The 16243-nt window shown below is 73.4% G+C and carries 11 protein-coding genes; all 11 read right to left on the bottom strand.

Annotated elements, in window-relative coordinates:
* Window positions 1-75 precede the first annotated feature (75 nt).
* The 11 genes from FHU40_RS21675 to FHU40_RS21625 all read right to left on the bottom strand — a co-directional run bounded on the left by FHU40_RS21675 (window position 76) and on the right by FHU40_RS21625 (window position 16235).
* The gene (locus FHU40_RS21675; protein ID WP_183594436.1) at window positions 76-840 is read right to left on the bottom strand and encodes an amino acid ABC transporter ATP-binding protein; all 765 of its coding nucleotides are present in this window, start codon (window positions 838-840) and stop codon (window positions 76-78) included.
* Window positions 837-1757 (bottom strand): amino acid ABC transporter permease, encoded by a 921-nt coding sequence (locus tag FHU40_RS21670; RefSeq protein ID WP_215524289.1) that lies wholly within the window; start codon window positions 1755-1757, stop codon window positions 837-839. The genes FHU40_RS21675 and FHU40_RS21670 overlap by 4 nt, the downstream gene beginning before the upstream one ends.
* 10 nt (window positions 1758-1767) lie before the next feature.
* Window positions 1768-2652 (bottom strand): ABC transporter substrate-binding protein, encoded by an 885-nt coding sequence (locus FHU40_RS21665; protein ID WP_183594432.1) that lies wholly within the window; start codon window positions 2650-2652, stop codon window positions 1768-1770.
* On the bottom strand, window positions 2649-3443 hold the full coding sequence (locus FHU40_RS21660) for an IclR family transcriptional regulator (protein WP_183594431.1): 795 nt from the start codon (window positions 3441-3443) through the stop codon (window positions 2649-2651). Before FHU40_RS21660 ends, FHU40_RS21665 begins: the two co-directional genes overlap by 4 nt.
* Window positions 3444-3447: 4 nt before the next feature.
* The gene (locus FHU40_RS21655) at window positions 3448-3921 is read right to left on the bottom strand and encodes a DUF3830 family protein (protein ID WP_183594429.1); all 474 of its coding nucleotides are present in this window, start codon (window positions 3919-3921) and stop codon (window positions 3448-3450) included.
* Between the two features lie 380 nt (window positions 3922-4301).
* Window positions 4302-8345, bottom strand: coding sequence for a helix-hairpin-helix domain-containing protein (locus FHU40_RS21650; protein WP_183594427.1), 4044 nt, complete (start codon window positions 8343-8345; stop codon window positions 4302-4304).
* 72 nt (window positions 8346-8417) lie between these two features.
* Window positions 8418-9374 carry a hypothetical protein gene (locus tag FHU40_RS21645; protein ID WP_183594425.1) on the bottom strand — a complete coding sequence of 319 codons (957 nt, stop codon included), beginning with the start codon at window positions 9372-9374 and terminating at the stop codon, window positions 8418-8420.
* Window positions 9371-13741 (bottom strand): hypothetical protein, encoded by a 4371-nt coding sequence (locus tag FHU40_RS21640; RefSeq protein ID WP_183594424.1) that lies wholly within the window; start codon window positions 13739-13741, stop codon window positions 9371-9373. Before FHU40_RS21640 ends, FHU40_RS21645 begins: the two co-directional genes overlap by 4 nt.
* Window positions 13728-15350, bottom strand: a complete 1623-nt coding sequence (locus FHU40_RS21635; protein WP_183594422.1) for a baseplate J/gp47 family protein — start codon at window positions 15348-15350, stop codon at window positions 13728-13730. Before FHU40_RS21635 ends, FHU40_RS21640 begins: the two co-directional genes overlap by 14 nt.
* Window positions 15347-15865 carry a GPW/gp25 family protein gene (locus FHU40_RS21630; RefSeq protein ID WP_183594420.1) on the bottom strand — a complete coding sequence of 173 codons (519 nt, stop codon included), beginning with the start codon at window positions 15863-15865 and terminating at the stop codon, window positions 15347-15349. The genes FHU40_RS21635 and FHU40_RS21630 overlap by 4 nt, the downstream gene beginning before the upstream one ends.
* Before the next feature lie 46 nt (window positions 15866-15911).
* On the bottom strand, window positions 15912-16235 hold the full coding sequence (locus FHU40_RS21625; protein WP_183594418.1) for a hypothetical protein: 324 nt from the start codon (window positions 16233-16235) through the stop codon (window positions 15912-15914).
* Window positions 16236-16243 lie beyond the last annotated feature (8 nt).

The raw sequence follows: 16243 nt of genomic DNA, 5'->3' as shown, positions 1-16243 counted from the left end.
ATGCGAAGTCGTGCGAGTGATCGTGCGAGGCCGCAGGTCGTGCGACGTCGCGGGAAGGGGTCGGGCGAGCTGGGGTCAGTTGACCCGGGCGAGGAACTTGGCGGCGCGCTCGGTGGACGGGTTGGCCAGGACCTCGCGCGGCGGGCCCTGCTCGACCACGCGTCCGTCGGCCATCACCACCAGCGCGTCCCCCACGTCGCGGGCGAAGCCCATCTCGTGGGTGACGACGACCATGGTCATGCCGCCCTCGGCGAGCGAGCGCATCACGGCGAGCACGTCGCCGACCAGCTCGGGGTCGAGCGCACTCGTCGGCTCGTCGAAGAGCATCAGCTTCGGCTCCATGGCCAGGGCCCGGGCGATCGCGACCCGCTGCTGCTGGCCGCCGGAGAGCTCGGCCGGGTAGGCGTCGGCCTTGTCGGCCAGGCCCACCTGGGCGAGCAGGTCGTGGGCCAGCGTGACGGCGTCCGACTTCGAGAGCCCGCGCACGTGCCGGGGCGCCTCGATGATGTTCTGCGTCACCGTCATGTGGCTGAACAGGTTGAAGTGCTGGAAGACCATGCCGGTGCGGACCCGCTGCCGGGCCACCTCCTGCGGCCGGAGCTCGTGCAGCTTGCCGTGCACCTCCCGGTAGCCGACCAGCTCGCCGTCGACGTACAGGCGGCCGGCGTCGATCCGCTCGAGATGGTTGATGCAGCGCAGGAACGTCGACTTGCCGCTGCCCGACGGGCCGACGATCACCTGCACCTGGCCGGGTGCGACCTCCAGGTCGATCCCGCGCAGCACGTGGTTCGGGCCGAAGTTCTTGTGCACCTGACGGGCGAGGACGGCGGGGGTGCTCATGCGCTCCACCTCCAGAGCCTCGACAGGGAGAACCGACTCGACCGCACGGTGACGATGCCGGTGCGGCCCCGGCTGAGCCGCCGCTCGAGGAGCGACTGCAGGCCGGAGAAGAGCGTCGTCAGCGCGAGGTACCAGATGCTGGCGACGACGAGGAGCTCCAGCGTCCGCAGGTTCACCGAGTAGATGGTCTCCACCGACCCGAGCAGCTCCTGGACGGCGATCACGCTCGCCAGCGCGGAGTACTTCAGCATGCTCACGAACTCGTTGCCCAGCGGCGGCACGGCCACCGGGATCGCCTGCGGCAGCACGATCCGGCGCATCGTCCGGCGCGGGTCCAGGCCGAGCGCCGCAGCCGCCTCGACCTGGCCCCGCCCGACCGAGGTGATGCCGCCTCGGACGATCTCGGCGATGTAGGCGCCCGAGTTGAGACCGAGGCCGAGGATCGCGGCGTTGACCGGGGTGACCACACTGTTGGACTCCACCGACACCAGGGAGATGTCGGTGAAGGGCACCGAGATGCCCACCGTCGGGAAGACGATCCCGATGTTGAACCAGAAGACCAGCTGGACCAGCACCGGCGTACCGCGGAACAGCCAGATGTAGGCGCCGGCGACCCACCGCAGCACCGGGTTCTCCGACAGCCGGCCGATCGCGGCGATCACGCCGACCACGAGTCCGAGCACCATGGAGACGACGGTCAGCACGATCGTCAGCCGGACGCCGCTGAGCACGACCGGGTCGAAGAGGTACTCCGGGATCGCGCCGAAGTCGAACTGCTCGTTGCCGGCGACGGTGATCGCCACCCAGACGATCAGCAGCAGCAGGACGACGCCGGCGACGGTCCGGCCCGGGTGCCGTACCGGCACCGCCCGGATCGCCTCGACCTCCTCCGCCGGCTGGGTCGCGGGCGCGGTCACGACCGCCGCCTCACCCGTTGCCGACCGCATTGACCATGCTCTTGTCGATCATGTTGTTCTCCAGGCCGTAGTCCTTCATCACCTCGGCGTACGTCCCGTCGTCGATCAGTGCCTGCATGGCACTCAGGATCGCGTCGCGCAGCTCCGTCGACTTCTTCGGGAACACCAGGCCGGCGAACACCTCGTCGTAGACGCCCTCGAGGATCTCGAAGCCCTGCTGCCCGGCGGTGTTCACGGCGTACGAGCCGGCCAGCGTGTTCACCAGGTAGGCGTCGGCTCGGCCGTTGCGCATCGCCAGCATCGCGTCGGGGTCGTCGGGCAGCTGCATCGGCTTGATCGGCGTCGAGCACGTCTTGTTCTGCTCCGCGACCAGGGCCACCTGGGTGCTGCCCTTGGTGACGACCACCGTCTTGCCGCACAGGCTGTCGAGGTCGGTGATCCCGTCCGGGTTGCCCTCGGGCACGAGGATCGACGTGCCGTCGCGGAACTCCGTGACGAAGTCGACGACCTCCTCGCGCTCGGCGGTGTCGTTGAGGTCGGTGGCGAAGTCGTACTGCCCGGACTGGATGCCGGGGATGATGTTCGCGAAGTCGATCACGTTCCACTCGATGGTGACGCCGAGGCGGCTCGCGATCTCCTCCATCAGCTCGTAGTCGAAGCCGGTCAGGGTCTTGCCGTCGCTCTCGTAGAAGTCGACGGGCGGGTAGATGGAGGTGGCGACCTTGAGGGTGTCGGACTTCGTCACCGCCTCGGGCAGCTGGTCACGCAGCTCCTTGACGATGGCGCTCTGGTCGGGCTCGGACTCCGTGGAGTCGGAGGACCCGCAGCCGACGGCGGTGGCGAGCAGGCCGGCGGCGAGGAGGGCGCCGGTCAGGCGGCGGTGGTTCGTGATCATGTCGGATCTCCGGGGTTGGTCGGCCGGGCGAGGCCGGGGACGGCGAGATGGTTGTGCTCCGAGACCTGGGATGCGGCAGTGCGCAGACCGCGGGAGAGCTCGTCGACGCGGGCGTCGAAGTTGACGGAGAATCCCGCGAGGCCGAGCGAGGCGATCGTGTTTCCGTGGATGTCGAGGACGGGGACGGCGAGCGAGGAGACCCCTTCGTCGAGGTCGTCGCTCGCGTGGGCGATCCCGGCCTGCCGGACGTCGAGCACGCGCTGTCGCAACGTGTCGGCGTCCGGCGTCCGGGACGCGTAGCGGGGCATCGGCCCCTCCAGCACCTGCTCCAGCCGCTCGGACGGACCGAAGGCCAGCAGCACGTAGCCGGAGGGGCAGGCGTGGTAGGGCAGGGTCGAGCCCGCGCGGCCGTACAGCTCGACCGTGCTCAGGCTGGCCACGTGCTCGATGCAGATGACCTCCGAGGCACCTGGCACGTTGAGGAAGACCGGCAGGTTCACCGCGGCGGCGAGGCGCTCCATGGCGGGACGCGCCTCGCGCCGCAGGTCGAAGTCGTCGCTGGCCGCGCGTCCGAGGGCGGCGAGGTCCGGGCCGAGGCGGTACTTCTTGGTGCTCTCGTCCTGGCGGACCATGCCCTCCAGCTGCAGGGTGTAGAGCAGCCGGAAGACCGTCGACCGGCCGAGGCCGACCTGCCGGCCGAGGTCGGAGGCGCCGAGCGGTTGGTCCGACTTGGCGAGCGCGCGCAGCAGCCCGACCGCCTTCTGGACGCCCTCGACCTCGTAGCGCGGCATGGTCTCAGTCCGCCAACCGGATGATGATGTCCTCGCGGCCGTGCGCCAGCACGTGGTCGCCGGCGGCGTAGAAGTCGTCGAGCTGCTCGGGGACGATCTCGGCGAACAGGTTGCCCCGGATCCCGGTCTCGCTGACCACGCGCAGGTCGCCGTGTCCGTACCAGAGCGCGATCTCCGCGCCGTCCCCCTGGATGCGGTCCTTGTGGACGTGCATGCCGGCGTACATGTTCTCGGGGAAGTAGTAGTAGACGATCTGGCCGGGCTTGGGCCACACCACGTGGTTCTCCAGCGGCAGGTCGACCGGCGGGCAGTACACGTAGAACTCCTGGCCGGAGTAGATCGAGTGGTAGCTCGCGCCGACCACCGGCTCCGCGAGCATCGATCGCAGCGCCTCGCAGGTCTTCGGGGCGGTCTGATCGAGCAGTTCGGCCCGGAAGGTCTTCTGCTGGCCGGTGAACTCGATCTCGATGAAACTCATGGGACTCCTTGTTTTACTGTGCGAAACGCCTGTACGCTGAACGAACATGTGTGCTGGATCATAGGCACTCGCGCGCCGCAAATGGAAGGGCTCCACGCGAGTTCTCATGCGCCTTTTCGCGCCCGCCTCCCGGGACGCTGTCGACCTGAGGTCGGCCCCGGTCTTCGAGGTGGTTTCGAGGCTCGTCGCCGGCCCTCCTCACACCTCAACCACCGGCCACGGTGGCTGAGGTGCGAAGGCGCCCTGGCGCGTCTCGTCGAGGTGGTTTCGAGGCTCGTCGCCGGCGCTCCTCACACCTCAACCACCGGCCACGGTGGTTGAGGTGCGAAGGCGCCCTGGCGCCTGAGCCTCGAAACCACCGACATCCGACGCGCCGGACCTCAGTCGAAGACGACGCGGACGCCGCGCTCGCGGACGAGCATCCGGGCCTGGGCGATGAAGCTCTCGGCCATCCCGCGCGACACCCCGGGCAGGTCCGCGAGCGCGGCGGCGTCGGCCCGGCTCAGCGCGACGAGATCGCGGACGCCGTGCGCGCGCAGCAGGGTCGCGCGGGACTCGGCGATCCCGTCGACGGCCTCGAGCGGCTCGTCGACGCGCACCCGGCTCTCGACGGCCGGACGGCGCTCCTCGCCGACTCGGAGCGCGACCTGGCGGTCGTGGACCTCGAACTGGCGCAACAGGGGGCGCTGAGCCCCACGGACGACCTTGCCGCCGAGCCGGACCCGGTCGGTGCCGCACGTCGGACACGGCGTCACGACGACCGGGCGCCCGGCGGGCGTGACTGCGGCCGCGGCCTGCCGGACCGGGCCGGTGGTACCGCAGGCCTGGCAGTGGCAGGCCTCGCCGTCGGGGCCCTCCCCCGTCGGCGTCGCGGGGCAGAGCCCACCCGGCGGCACGGGCAGCGGCTGCGGCTCGTCCGCCTCGAACCTGACGCCCACGTCGGACACGCGCAGCTCGCCCGGAGCCTGCGAGGCGAAGTAGAGCTCCACCTCCGCGGCGGCGCCCACCGACAAGGACAGCGTGCGCAGCTCGACGACGGCGCCCGGCGGCAGCACGAGCCGCAGCGTCGCCTCGACGGCGCCGTCCGGGACGGTGCCGCTCGCGGCGCGGTCGTCGAAGTCGAGTGGGTCGAGCGGCACGCTCGGTACGTCGCCGACGACCGCGCCGGCGTCATCCGCGAAGCCGAGCTCGACCGCCGCCCCCGGCTCGCCGCTGGTGGTCGCCTCCACCGTCAGCTCGAACAGGTCGCCCGCCCGCACCGCCGCGACCTGCGAGACCGTCGAGGTGGCCGCGCCGCCGTTGGAGACGACGGTGCCGGCGCCCGCAGCCGTCACCGTCGTGGCCGGGTCGTCCGGCGTCCACGCGCCGGAGGCGACGTCCAGCGACGGGAGCAGGGAGACCTTGTCGATCGCCATCGCCGCCTCGGGCACGCGGAACCGCACCTCGGCCTGCGTGGCGTCGGCCGGCGAGGTCAGCACCGCCTCGTGGTGCGGGATCCGCTCGACCGACCCTCCGGACTCGACGTCGAACGACGTCACCGGCACCCGGTCGACCCGGCCGGGCCGGCAGCGGTCACCGAGCCAGCGCACCTGCGCGACGCCGCCCTCGACCAGCGACAGCCCGTCGAAGGAGATTCGGTAGCGCACGGCGCCGGTCACCGGGACCACCTGGGAGATCGCCGCGGCCTGGGTCGCCACCCGACCGGAGATCCCGCGCGGGTCGCCGAGCAGCGCCAGCACCTCGCCGGTCGCCGGCAGGCTCACCGGCCGGACCGCCCCGGCGGTGACCTCCCAGTCGGCGGGCAGGGCGGCTCCGATGGTCACCAGGGTGCCGTCCGACATGCCCATGCCGACGACCGCGGCGTGCGTCCCCGCGGCGTTGACGACGACCTGCCCGCCGGCCCTGCCGACCGGCACCGAGAACCCGGGGTCGGTCAGCCACCGCCGGTTCGGCACGTCGAGGACGTTCACGGCCTTCCGGCGCACGACCACGGCGACATCGCCCGTGGGCGCGATGCCGAGCGCCTGCCCCGCGCCGCCTACCTCGTCGAGGAACGCGACGTCGTCGAGCGTCGCCAGATCCGCCGATCGCAGGTACGTCACGCCCGCGCGCGTCAGCACGAGCAGCTTCGCGCCGTCCGGGGTCGCCGCGACCTGCACGGCATCGGCGGGCGCGGGTACCCGTACGGCGTCGCCGGCCGCGACCGCGGCCCGGTCCGCGTAGGCGAGCACCTCGCCGGCGGAGCCGCCGGCCGCGACGTCCCCGTCCGGACCCGCGACCAGCAGCACGAGCCGACCGTCCGGCGCGACGGTGACGTGACGCAGCTGCCCGCTCACGACCGTGCGCGGCAGGGTCGACCACGCCAGTTCGGCGCCCGCCGCGGCGGCTCGCAGGTCGGACCAGCCGACGTGCCGGACCACGGACCTGATCTCGTCGGCGACGACGTCCCAGCCGACGACGTAGACGCCCTGCCCGTCGGGGGCGGCCGCCAGGCCGATCACCGGCTCCGAGGTCGCGACCCGGCCCCCGGCGGGCCGCCCGGTCGCCGTGTCGACCAGCAGCAGCCCGCCGCGGATCGTCAGGCCGTCGGCCCCGGCGGCCGCGAGGACCACGCTGTCCGAGCTGAGGCGACCGATGACGGCATCGGAGAAGTCGACCATCGAGACCAGCGCCGTCCGGCCGGGGGCGTCCATGGCCAGCGCGACGGGCGTCCCGTCGCCGATCCTCTGCTGCAGCGTCGGCGCCCCGGAGAAGACGTCGAACCCCACGTAGCTCGCGTCGCCGTCCCCCTGCACCACGGTGTGGACCAGTCCGCTGTCGCGGCCGAAGACCGCGAGCCCGAACCGGAGGCCCGTCGCCTCCGGAAGGCGGAGCTCGCTGCTCCGAGCAACGTCGCTGCCGACGCGGTACCACGTCACGAAGTCGCCGTTGGCGACCCGCTCGCCGCCACCGTCCGGGCGGGCGCCCGCCGCGGCCAGCGCGGCGTTGAACGCCTCGGCCACCTCGGGGAAGTCGAGCCCGAAGTCGACGGTCCCGGATGCGGCGAACCGCTGCAGGTCGACCGCGACCTCGGCTCCGCCGGCCCCGACCCGCAGCTCGAGCGGCATCTCGAAGCCCGGCGTGGTGTGCCGCAGCCGCAACGGCGCACGCAACGGCGCGGTGACCGACCTGCCCTCCGCGCGTCGCCAGGACAGCCCACCGTCACGGGTCGTCTGGAGCCCCGGCGCCACCGCGTCGCCGTCGTCGGGCCCCGCACTCCAGGCCGCCGAGCCGGTCCGCGCCTGCACCACGACCCAGCGCGTCGTCCCGGCCGCCAGCTCGGTCTCCGCGGGCAGCGGGACACTCAGCCACGTAGGCGATCCGGCGTCGTCGCGGGTGAGGCGGAGGTCGGCCGGCCGGCTCAGCAGCGACGTCCGACCCGGCTTGCCGTCGAGGTCGTCGACGATGTCGATCGCGAGCGCGGCCTCGGCGGTCACCGCGGTGAGCAGCAGGTCGACCGACGACGCGACCCGGGCGCCGGGCAGCACGATCTGCTGCGCCAGGGACTGCCCCGGGCCCACCGACACCAGCTCGGGCGGCAGCTCCCCGGTCACCGGGCCGAACACCACGCGGGTCTCGGCGAAGGCACCCTGCACCCGACCCGTCGTCCCGCCCGCGACCGCGACCAGCCCCGGCGGCGCCGTCACCGACAGTGCGCCCTGCCCGGCCACGGGCGCCCCGCCGAACGCGTACTGCGCCTGCGCGGAGGCGACCCCGTCGGGCAGGCCGCCGGCCTCGATCGCGTAGTCGATCTCGAGCACCAGGTCGAGGCGGGCGATGGTGTCGGAGTGCAACACGAAGGGTACGACGACGCAGCCGTTCTCGACGTCCAGGTCCGCGAGCAGCCCCTGGAGGAGGTCGGCGAAGTCCGGCGTCGTCACCGGGTCCATCAGGTCGCCGAGGTGGGTGAAGAACACCGGCCCGCCCTCGACCGCGACCGTCACGTTGCTCGGGGGTGAGGACACCCGCAGCTGCGAGACGTCGGGGGCCGACGCAGTGGGAGTCGGCGCGCGCAGGCCCGTCACGCAGATGCCGGGCAGGGTGACCGCGTTGCCCAGGGCGAACGTGCCGTTGTCGCCGAACCCGCCCTCGGAGTCGACCGCGAGGAATCCGCCGCCGAGGTCGGCGAGCAGGTGCGCCGTGCCGAGGTTGGTGCCGGTCAGCGACGCCAGCCGGCGGCGGGCGTGGAGGTCGATCTCGACGGCGGTGCTGGTCGCGACCTTGGTCGCGCCCCAGTCGCCGCGGCCGTCGCCGAACGAGAGCGTCTCCAGGAACCGCCCGCCGGCGTCGGTGCTGACCGGGGTGAGCGTCAGGACCGCGCGCTGCACGACGGCGCCGACCGGCAGGCGCCGCAGCACCAGCCGCCGGTCGCGTTCGAACGGCAACCCTCGCCCCACGTGCTCGGCCCGAACCCGCATCGCGACGCCCCTCTCGCTCCTCCGCCGACCGCCCTCTCCTCAGACCTTGAGCAGGATCATCAGCTTGAGCTCGTCCTCGAACTCCTCCTGACCGATGTACTCGACTGCGCCCGCGTCGGCCGCGTTGTGCACGGACTTCCCCAGGAACCGGACCGCGGTGCGGTTGTTGTCGAGATGCTCGACGAACGTGTTGGCCGGCCGCGGGAGGAGGGTGGGGTCGTCGCCCGAGCCGAGCGTCGCGCCCGTCGGGTAGTTCACCGACTTGAGCGGGCGGAACTGGAAGATCATGTCGTCCCAGTCGCCGTTCTGCTTGAGCTTGCGGACCGACTGCTGCTCCTTGCAGCAGCGCTCGAACCAGGGCGAGTAGCAGTACTGGTCGTCGTCGAAGCGGTCGTTGGGATCGCCGAAGAACGCCTGCCAGAACTCGGTGACCAGGTCGTCGAGCGAGGTCGTGTCCGTGTACTGCACGTCGTAGCGGGTGAGCATGTCGGCGAACGGGATGCCCCGCTCGGGCCCGTCCGGCTCCTGGACGTCGACGGCCACGCGGGTGCCGGCGTCGTTGGTCACGCGGAGGCGGCGCTCCTCGGCGTTGTGCAGGTAGAAGGTCGCGTACGCCAGGCGCGACTCGTCGTCCTCGCGGCAGACCACCTGGAAGTACTCCAGCTTGTAGAGGTCGACGAGCGGCATCGTGCCGAGGTCGTGCTCGATCACGGTGACCTCGCCGGCGTGCAGCACCTTGAACAGCTGCTGGTAGCCGGTCTGCCCGCGCAGGTCGTCGCGGACCCGCTTGACGATCTCGTCGGTGAGGGCGTCGAGGTCCTTGCCCTCGATCCTGGTGGCGTCGTCGGCGGCGGCGACGTGGGTGACGGAGTCCGCCGCCGCCTGGGCCGCTGCGCGGATGTCCTCCTGGATCTTCACCTGGACCGTGTTCCAGTCCTCGGCGGTGAGCAGGTCGCCGGGCGACCGCTCGACGTACGGCGCGGTGCTCTCGCTCATGGTGTTCCTTCCTCGTGCGGGCTGGGCCCGCCCTGACTGGTCGTGGGTCCGGCCACCCGGTCCCTGGTGACTGCTGCGCGGACTCCGGCGGCCTTGCCGGTCCCGACGCCGAGCGGGCGCGGGGCGAGGAGGTCGTCGGCGAGTGTGGGCAGCGGCGGTCCGAGCGCCACGCTGCGGGCGGACTCGAACCTGCTGCCGGTGAAGTGGATCTCCAGGTCGTAGATCGCGGGTCCGGCGAGTCGCGCCGACATGCTGATCCGGTTGCCCCATGCGCCGGGCGCCTTGGCCTCCAGGAGCAGGAAGCGCGACCCGAACCCGGGGTCGGAGAGGTAGAGCCGCGCGGGTCTCTCGGCGTTGCCGAGCGTGAACGGGACGGACCGACGGAAGGGCAGCGTGACGGGCTCCCACCCGATCGGAACCTGCGGCACGGTCAGCGGCGCGACGACGACGAGGCGTGACTCGTGGTTGATGCGGTCGCGCAGGAAGTCGTCGTCGCTCGACGGCTCCGTGACGACGGCGGGGATGTGCTCGGGGTCGCCCGCGCCGAGCCGGGTCTCCCCCAGCCCCTCGCCGAAGCGGACGTCGAGCTCGCGCGGCAGGTTCACGACGAAGGAGCCGGCGGCGTGGGAGTCCCAGACGACCTCGAGCTGCGCCGTCGCGGGTCGCGCGCCCCCGGCCGAGAACACGGCGGACACGTCGGTGGGGGCGAACCGGCTGAGGTCGAGGACCGCCTCCTCCGTGCAGGGTCCCCCCGCGAAGTGGTCGGTGTCGAACACGGCCTCGTCGAAGCGGGCGGCCCGGCACTCCGTGTAGCTCCACCGGGTGCGACCGCGACGGACGGTGAGCGGTGCGACCTCGCCGGAGGCGACGTGCACGTGCTCCGGAGCGACCGCGCGCGGCGTACCGAGCTCGGTGATGGTGGCGACGACGTCGTCTGCCGCGGTCGCCGCGACGACGAGCCGCTCCCCCGCGCTGACCGCGTCGTCGATCCGCACCGACCAGCCGACGTCGGGGTCCGCGAACCGCGGCCCGGCGACCCCGTGGGTGGTCGTGAGCGTGACGCGGCCCGTCACGGCCGCGGCGCCCACGTTGTGCAGCGCGACGAGCGCGCCGTTGCGGACCGCGGCCGAGGCTCGATCGGTGGTGGGCGGGTACTCCTGCAGCTCGAGGTGGCGGATGGTGACGACCTCGACGCGGCTGTCGACGCCGGCCGTGGGCGAGGTGAGCCGGAGCCGGTCCGCCGGGGTTCGGCTTGCGACGCCCGGCAGCACCGCGTCGATCGCGGCCACGACGTCGCCGAGCATGGTCTGCGCGGGCGCCGGACCGGCGACGTCGACGTCGACGGCCTCCCCGCCATCGATCGCGAGCCGCAGCACGGAGCGGTCCGAGAGGTCCACCGGGCCGAGCAGGTCCACGTCGCCGTCGATCACGGCGGGGCCCGGCGCGAGGCCGTGGGTCGTGCGGGGCGCGCCGCCGAGGACCAGGTCCGCGGCGTCGCCCTCGTGGGCGATGCCGAGGACCAGATGGCTGTCGGGTCCGGCGGTCGGCGACGTGACCTGCACCGCGACCCCGCCCGGGATCGGCACGGTCACGGCCTCGGCGGCCGAGCCGGCGTTGACGGCGGCGGCGATCACGTTCGCGGGTACGGCGTCGCGGCCCTCCTCCGCGACCGCGGCGGTGAGGTCGACGACGACGGCCGGCGCCCCGTCGACGGCGAGGGACAGCAGGTGCGCGGTGCGGAGGTCGACCCCGGCCGCGAGGTCGACGACACCGGTGATCCGCGCGGCCGTGGCCTCGCGCCCGGCGTAGGTGCGCGGCACGGAGACACCGAGCACCTCGGCGAACACGTCGGTGCCGGCGCTCGGTGGCTCCAGCACGAGCCGACTGCCGGAGCCGGTGGTCGGCGACGTGAGCAGCAGATGGGTGCCGTCGTGGCCGGCCACGGGTCCGCCGAGTGCGAGGTTGACCCGAGCGGCGACCTGGGTGAGCGAGTGTGACGCCGGGCCGCCGCCCTCACCGATCGGTACGTCGACCGGACCTGCCCCGTCCACGCCGATGCGCAGTGCCGCGTCGCCCGGCAGCGTGACACCCGCGGAGAGATCGACGGTGCCGGTGAGGAGCACGCCGGCGGGGCCGCGGCCGCGCACGTCCTCGGGCACCAGGTCCGGCACCGTCCCGAGGACGGTCTCGCGCGCGTCCAGGGACCGCGACGGCTCGATGGCGACCGACGACGCCGCACCGGCCTCCAGGTCCTGGAAGGTCACGGCGTGCCCGTCGGAGAGCGCGACGGGCCGCCGGACCTCCGGCCGCTCGGCGGCGAACGCGTCGTCGACCCGGCCCGCGATCTCCTCCGGCGTCGTCGCGCGCGGCCGCGGCCCGGCGACGTCCACCTCGAGCGGCTCGGCAGCCCCGATGCGCACCCGCAGCCACCGGTGGGCGCTGAGGTCGGCGCCGCTCGCCAGGTCCGACGCCCCGGTCAGCCGGGCGCTCGTGGCCGCGGTGCCGTGGGCGGTGCGGGCCGTGAAGCCGAGCAGCGTGGCCGCGGCGTCGTCGGTCACGCGGGCGCGGGTGACGAACCGACGGTGCGACGTCTCGACGTACGGCAGCACGGCGAGGCCGCCGCCCTCGCCCTCGGTGGGCGAGACGAGTACCAGGTGCGCGCCGTCGTCGGAGGCGACCGGGTCGTCGTCGGGGCGTCCGAGCGAGGCGTTGATCGCGCGAGCGACCTCCTCGAGCGTGGCGTGGGTCGGGTCGGCGGCGTGCGAGCGCAGGTCGATGGCGACCGGTTCGGCGCCGTCGAGCGCCAGCACGAGGACGTGCCGGGCCGACAGGTCCACGCTGCCGGCCAGGTCGAGGCTCCCGGTGAGCGCGGCGGTGACGGGAGGTGCGCCCCGGCCGGCCCGCGGGCGCAGGCCCATGACCGCCTCGGCGGCGTCACCGGCGACCTCCTCGACGAGCAGCTGACCGGTCTCGCCCTCGGTCGAGGAGCGCAGCGTCACGCGGTCGCCGTCGTGCGAGGCGACGGTGGCGCCGAGCCCCTCGTTGACCGACGTGACGATCTCCTGGGGCAGGGTCGCGCCGGGGTCCAGGCCCGCGACGTCGACCGACACCGCCGGCTCCGCGTCGATGGCCAGCCGCAGCACCGAGTCGCTGCCCAGGTCGACGCCCAGTCCGATGCTCCGGTCGGACACCACCCGCGCGCTGAGCGCGGACAGCCCGACCGCGGTGCGCGGCGCCTGCCCGAGCAGCAGCGTCGTCGCGGGCTGCGCGGCGGGGTCGAGCACGACGATCGACCCGGCGGGCCCGAGCGTGGGCGAGGTCAGCGTGAGGAACCGTCCGTCGTCGGATGCGACCGCGACGCCGAAGGCGTCGTTGACGGCGTCGGTGACCTCGCCGAGGTCGACCGCGGCGGGGTCGCCCGCGAGCGCGGCACAGTCCACCTCGACCAGGCGGCTGCCGTCGACGGCGAGGCGCAGGTAGCGCGCGTCGGTGAGGTCGAGGGCGGTGGACAGGTCGGGCGTGCCGGTCAGCCGGGCCCGGGTGGCGGCGGTGCCCTGGTAGGTCCGCGGCCGGAGCCCGAGCACGAGGTCCGCCGCGTCGTTCTCGCCGTCGACGACCGCGACCTCGGAGCCGGGCCCCGCGGTCGGCGAGGTCAGCACCAGCCGGCCGTCGACGAGTGAGCCGACGCCGTCGGGGCCGAGGTCGCGGTCCAACGCGCCGAGGATCTGCTGCCCGGTCACCGACGAGGGGTCCGGGACGCCGTCGGCGAGCTCGACCCGCTGCGGCGCGCCGCCGTCGAGCGCGACCCACAGCCAGGAGCGCCCGCTCAGGTCCACGCCGTCGCTCAGGTCGACCGTGCCGCGGACCCGCCCGGGGGCCGCCGCCGCTCCGGTGCGGACGGCCTTCGGCAGGCCGAGCACCAGGGTCGCGGCGTCGGCGCCGATCGACTGGGTCGTCGTCAGCAGCGGCTCGCCCCGCAGCTCGCGCTCCCACCAGGTGTCGAGCGCCGCCTCCTCCAGGTGCAGGCCGAGCGCCTCCGCGGTGGTCCGGAGCACGCCGAGCACGGTGGCGGTGCTGTCGAGCTGGCTGCGCACGTAGCGCAGGAGGTGCTCGCGGAACTCCTCGACGCTCTCGTCCGCACGCGGTTGCAGTCCGTAGAGCGCGGCGAACAGCGCGAGGTCGTGGATCTCGCGCTCGCCCGCGTCGGCGAACTGCACCCAGTGGGCGCGCATGACCGAGACCAGCGAGTTCTCGGCGGCCTGCAACTCGCCGCCGTACGCGTCCACGAGCGCGCGCAGCGCGGACGGGTCGCCCCGCAGCCGGAAGGTGGGCGGCAGGTTCGCGAGGATCCGGTCAGCCTTCGGCACCACCGACCTCCGTCCCCACGTCGCCGGGCGTCATCGCCAGGGCGATCCACCAGGACTCGCCCGCGACGGTGGCGGACACCCGGAACTCGCCCGCCTCGATATCGGCGTCTGAGGCCGGCTGCCCGGCCCGGCCCTCCGCGGTCGAGACCAGCAGCGACCGGTCCGGCACCCGGGCGCCGCTGGGCGCCGGGCTGCCCGCGGCGTCGACCGCGGCCGCGAGCGCCGCTCGCAGGACCGAGGTGTCCCCCGGGGTCGCGGGTGGCGGCGTCAGCACGGCTGCCTGCACGAGCGCGTCGAGCAGCGCGTCGTCGCCGTCGGCCCCGGTCAGGTCCGCGCGCGCGACGACCACGTCGACGATGGCCGTCGCGTCCAGCACGTCCGGCACCGCCTTGATCGCCGTGAGCATCGTGGCGCCGTCCGCCGGGTCGCCGCGCGTGAGACCGTCGACGTACGCCTGGAGCGCCGCCACGACGTCTCGCCGGACCTGCTCCTGGCCCGGGTCGGAGAGGTCCGCGGTGATGGTGACGTGCACGCGCGGCGTGATGAACACGTAGCGCGCCACGAGCGTGGCGAGCACCCCGGCGGCACGCGTCTGGTGCACCTGGTCGACCAGGCTCGGCAGCCGCTCCGGCTCGGCGTCGACCACCACGGTCACCGTGCCGGGCTCGGCCCGGTTGGCCGGCGGACTGTTGGGGTCGAAGAACTCCACCGGCGTGCCCCTGCCCTCCCGGATCACGCGATCGAGCGCGGCGAGGGTCGCCTTGCCGAGGCCGCGGAGCACCGCCTGGGCGCGGGCGCGCAGCTCGTCGTCGGTCTCGTCGGCCGCCGCCCGCAGCGTCGGGTCCAGGTTGCTCACCCGCGCGATGCCCGCGACCGGCTGCGTCATCTCCGTGATGGTCCCGGCGGCCACCAGGCCGGGGTCGCCCGCGAACCCGACGTCGGCCCGCACCGGCACGTCGATGCGCACCTGGCCGCGCTGGAGCGTCCGCGGCTGCGTGGTGACGAACAGGACCGAGCCGGTCGTGGTCGCCAGCCCCGTGCCGGCCGCGATGGTGATGTTGCCGTCGAGACCCTCGGCCCGGAAGAAGGTCACGAGCCCTTCCGCGAACTCGGCGGTCTTGCGGGTGATGCCGAAGATCGCGACGACGTAGTCCAGGGACTGGCCGGTCGCGGTGTCCACGAACGCCGACAGGTAGGCGAGGTTGATCTGTTCGTAGACGGTCGCGACCTCGCGGCCGACCGCCTCGGTGAGGGTGCGCGTCACGCTGCCGACGTTGATGTCGCTCAGCGGCGAGCGACTGTCGACCCGGAAGTAGTCGACGTAGAACGCCGTGTCGTCGTCGGGCAGCGTGCCGTCGTCGAGCCAGATCACCACGTTGGTGGCCGCCCGGAACTCGAAGTCGATGTGCAGCAGGAACGTGCGCGGCTGCCCCCCGGCGGTCCCGGTGATGCCGCGGATGCCCGACGACGGCTCGGCGAGCGGGTACGTGAGGATCTTGAGGTCGAAGAGGATCTTCTCGTTGACCACGCCGCCGACGACCGACGTCAGGATGTCGTCGACCAGGTCGCCGTACGGGCGATGGACGAGTGTCACGGTGTCGACGTTCACGGCGTACCTCCCTCGAGCGGGACCGGGAAGACGAGGTTGAGCTCGGTGACCTCGTCGATCGCGACGACCGCCGCCCTGACCTCCACCCAGGTGGGACGGCGGCGGTCGGTCTCGACGGAGATCGACCGGACCTTCGCGACCCGCGGCTCGTCGAGGAGCGCCTGGAGCGCGAAGAGCTTGGCCCGGTTCCGGGTCGTCTCCGTGTTCGGCTCCCCGACGAGCTCGTGCAGCCGGCTGCCGTAGGTCGGGTGGCCCAGGTGTGCGAGCTCGCCCACCTGGGTGAGGAATCGCAGGATGAGGGCCTGCATGAGGTCCGCGACGCCCTCCACGCGCTGGAGGTCCTGCGGCGACGCGTCCGGAGCACCGGGCAGCACGGCCTGCGGGCGCGGCGCCGTGAACAGGTCGCTGCCGCGCTCGCGCTGCTCCGCGGTGAAGAGGTCGCCGAGCAGACGCAGGTCGTTCCCGAAGAGGGCGTCGCGGAGGGCGCCGGCCGATCCGATCGCCGGGGTGCTCATCGCTCTCTCCTTCCGGATCCGGAGGTGGTGGACCGACGGCGCGGCGTCACGGCGGCCACTGGTCCGTCACGCAGGTCGCGGCCGGCGGGCCGAGGATCATCAGCACGCCCGGTGGCGACGGGATCAGGTCGCCCATCCGGACCAGGGACCTGCCGGTCACCCGTACCCCGGCCGACCCGAGCGGCCCGATGACCAGGGGGTAGGTCACGCCCGAGAGCGAGTTGACCATGAGGCAGATCGAGCCCGAGGTGGCCAGGGGCATGACGTCGGCGAACACGAACGGCGGCAGGACGGCGATGATCGTGCCGGTGTCCGGTGGCCCGGCTGCGCCGGGCATCACCATCACGTTGCAGCCGATGCTGACGGGCATCCCTGGCA

The sequence above is a fragment of the Nocardioides soli genome (assembly GCF_014191495.1).
In the GTDB taxonomy this organism is placed as follows: domain Bacteria; phylum Actinomycetota; class Actinomycetes; order Propionibacteriales; family Nocardioidaceae; genus Nocardioides; species Nocardioides soli.
The sequence above is the reverse complement of the archived record's forward strand: the minus strand, read 5'-3'. Positions and strand labels throughout refer to the sequence as shown.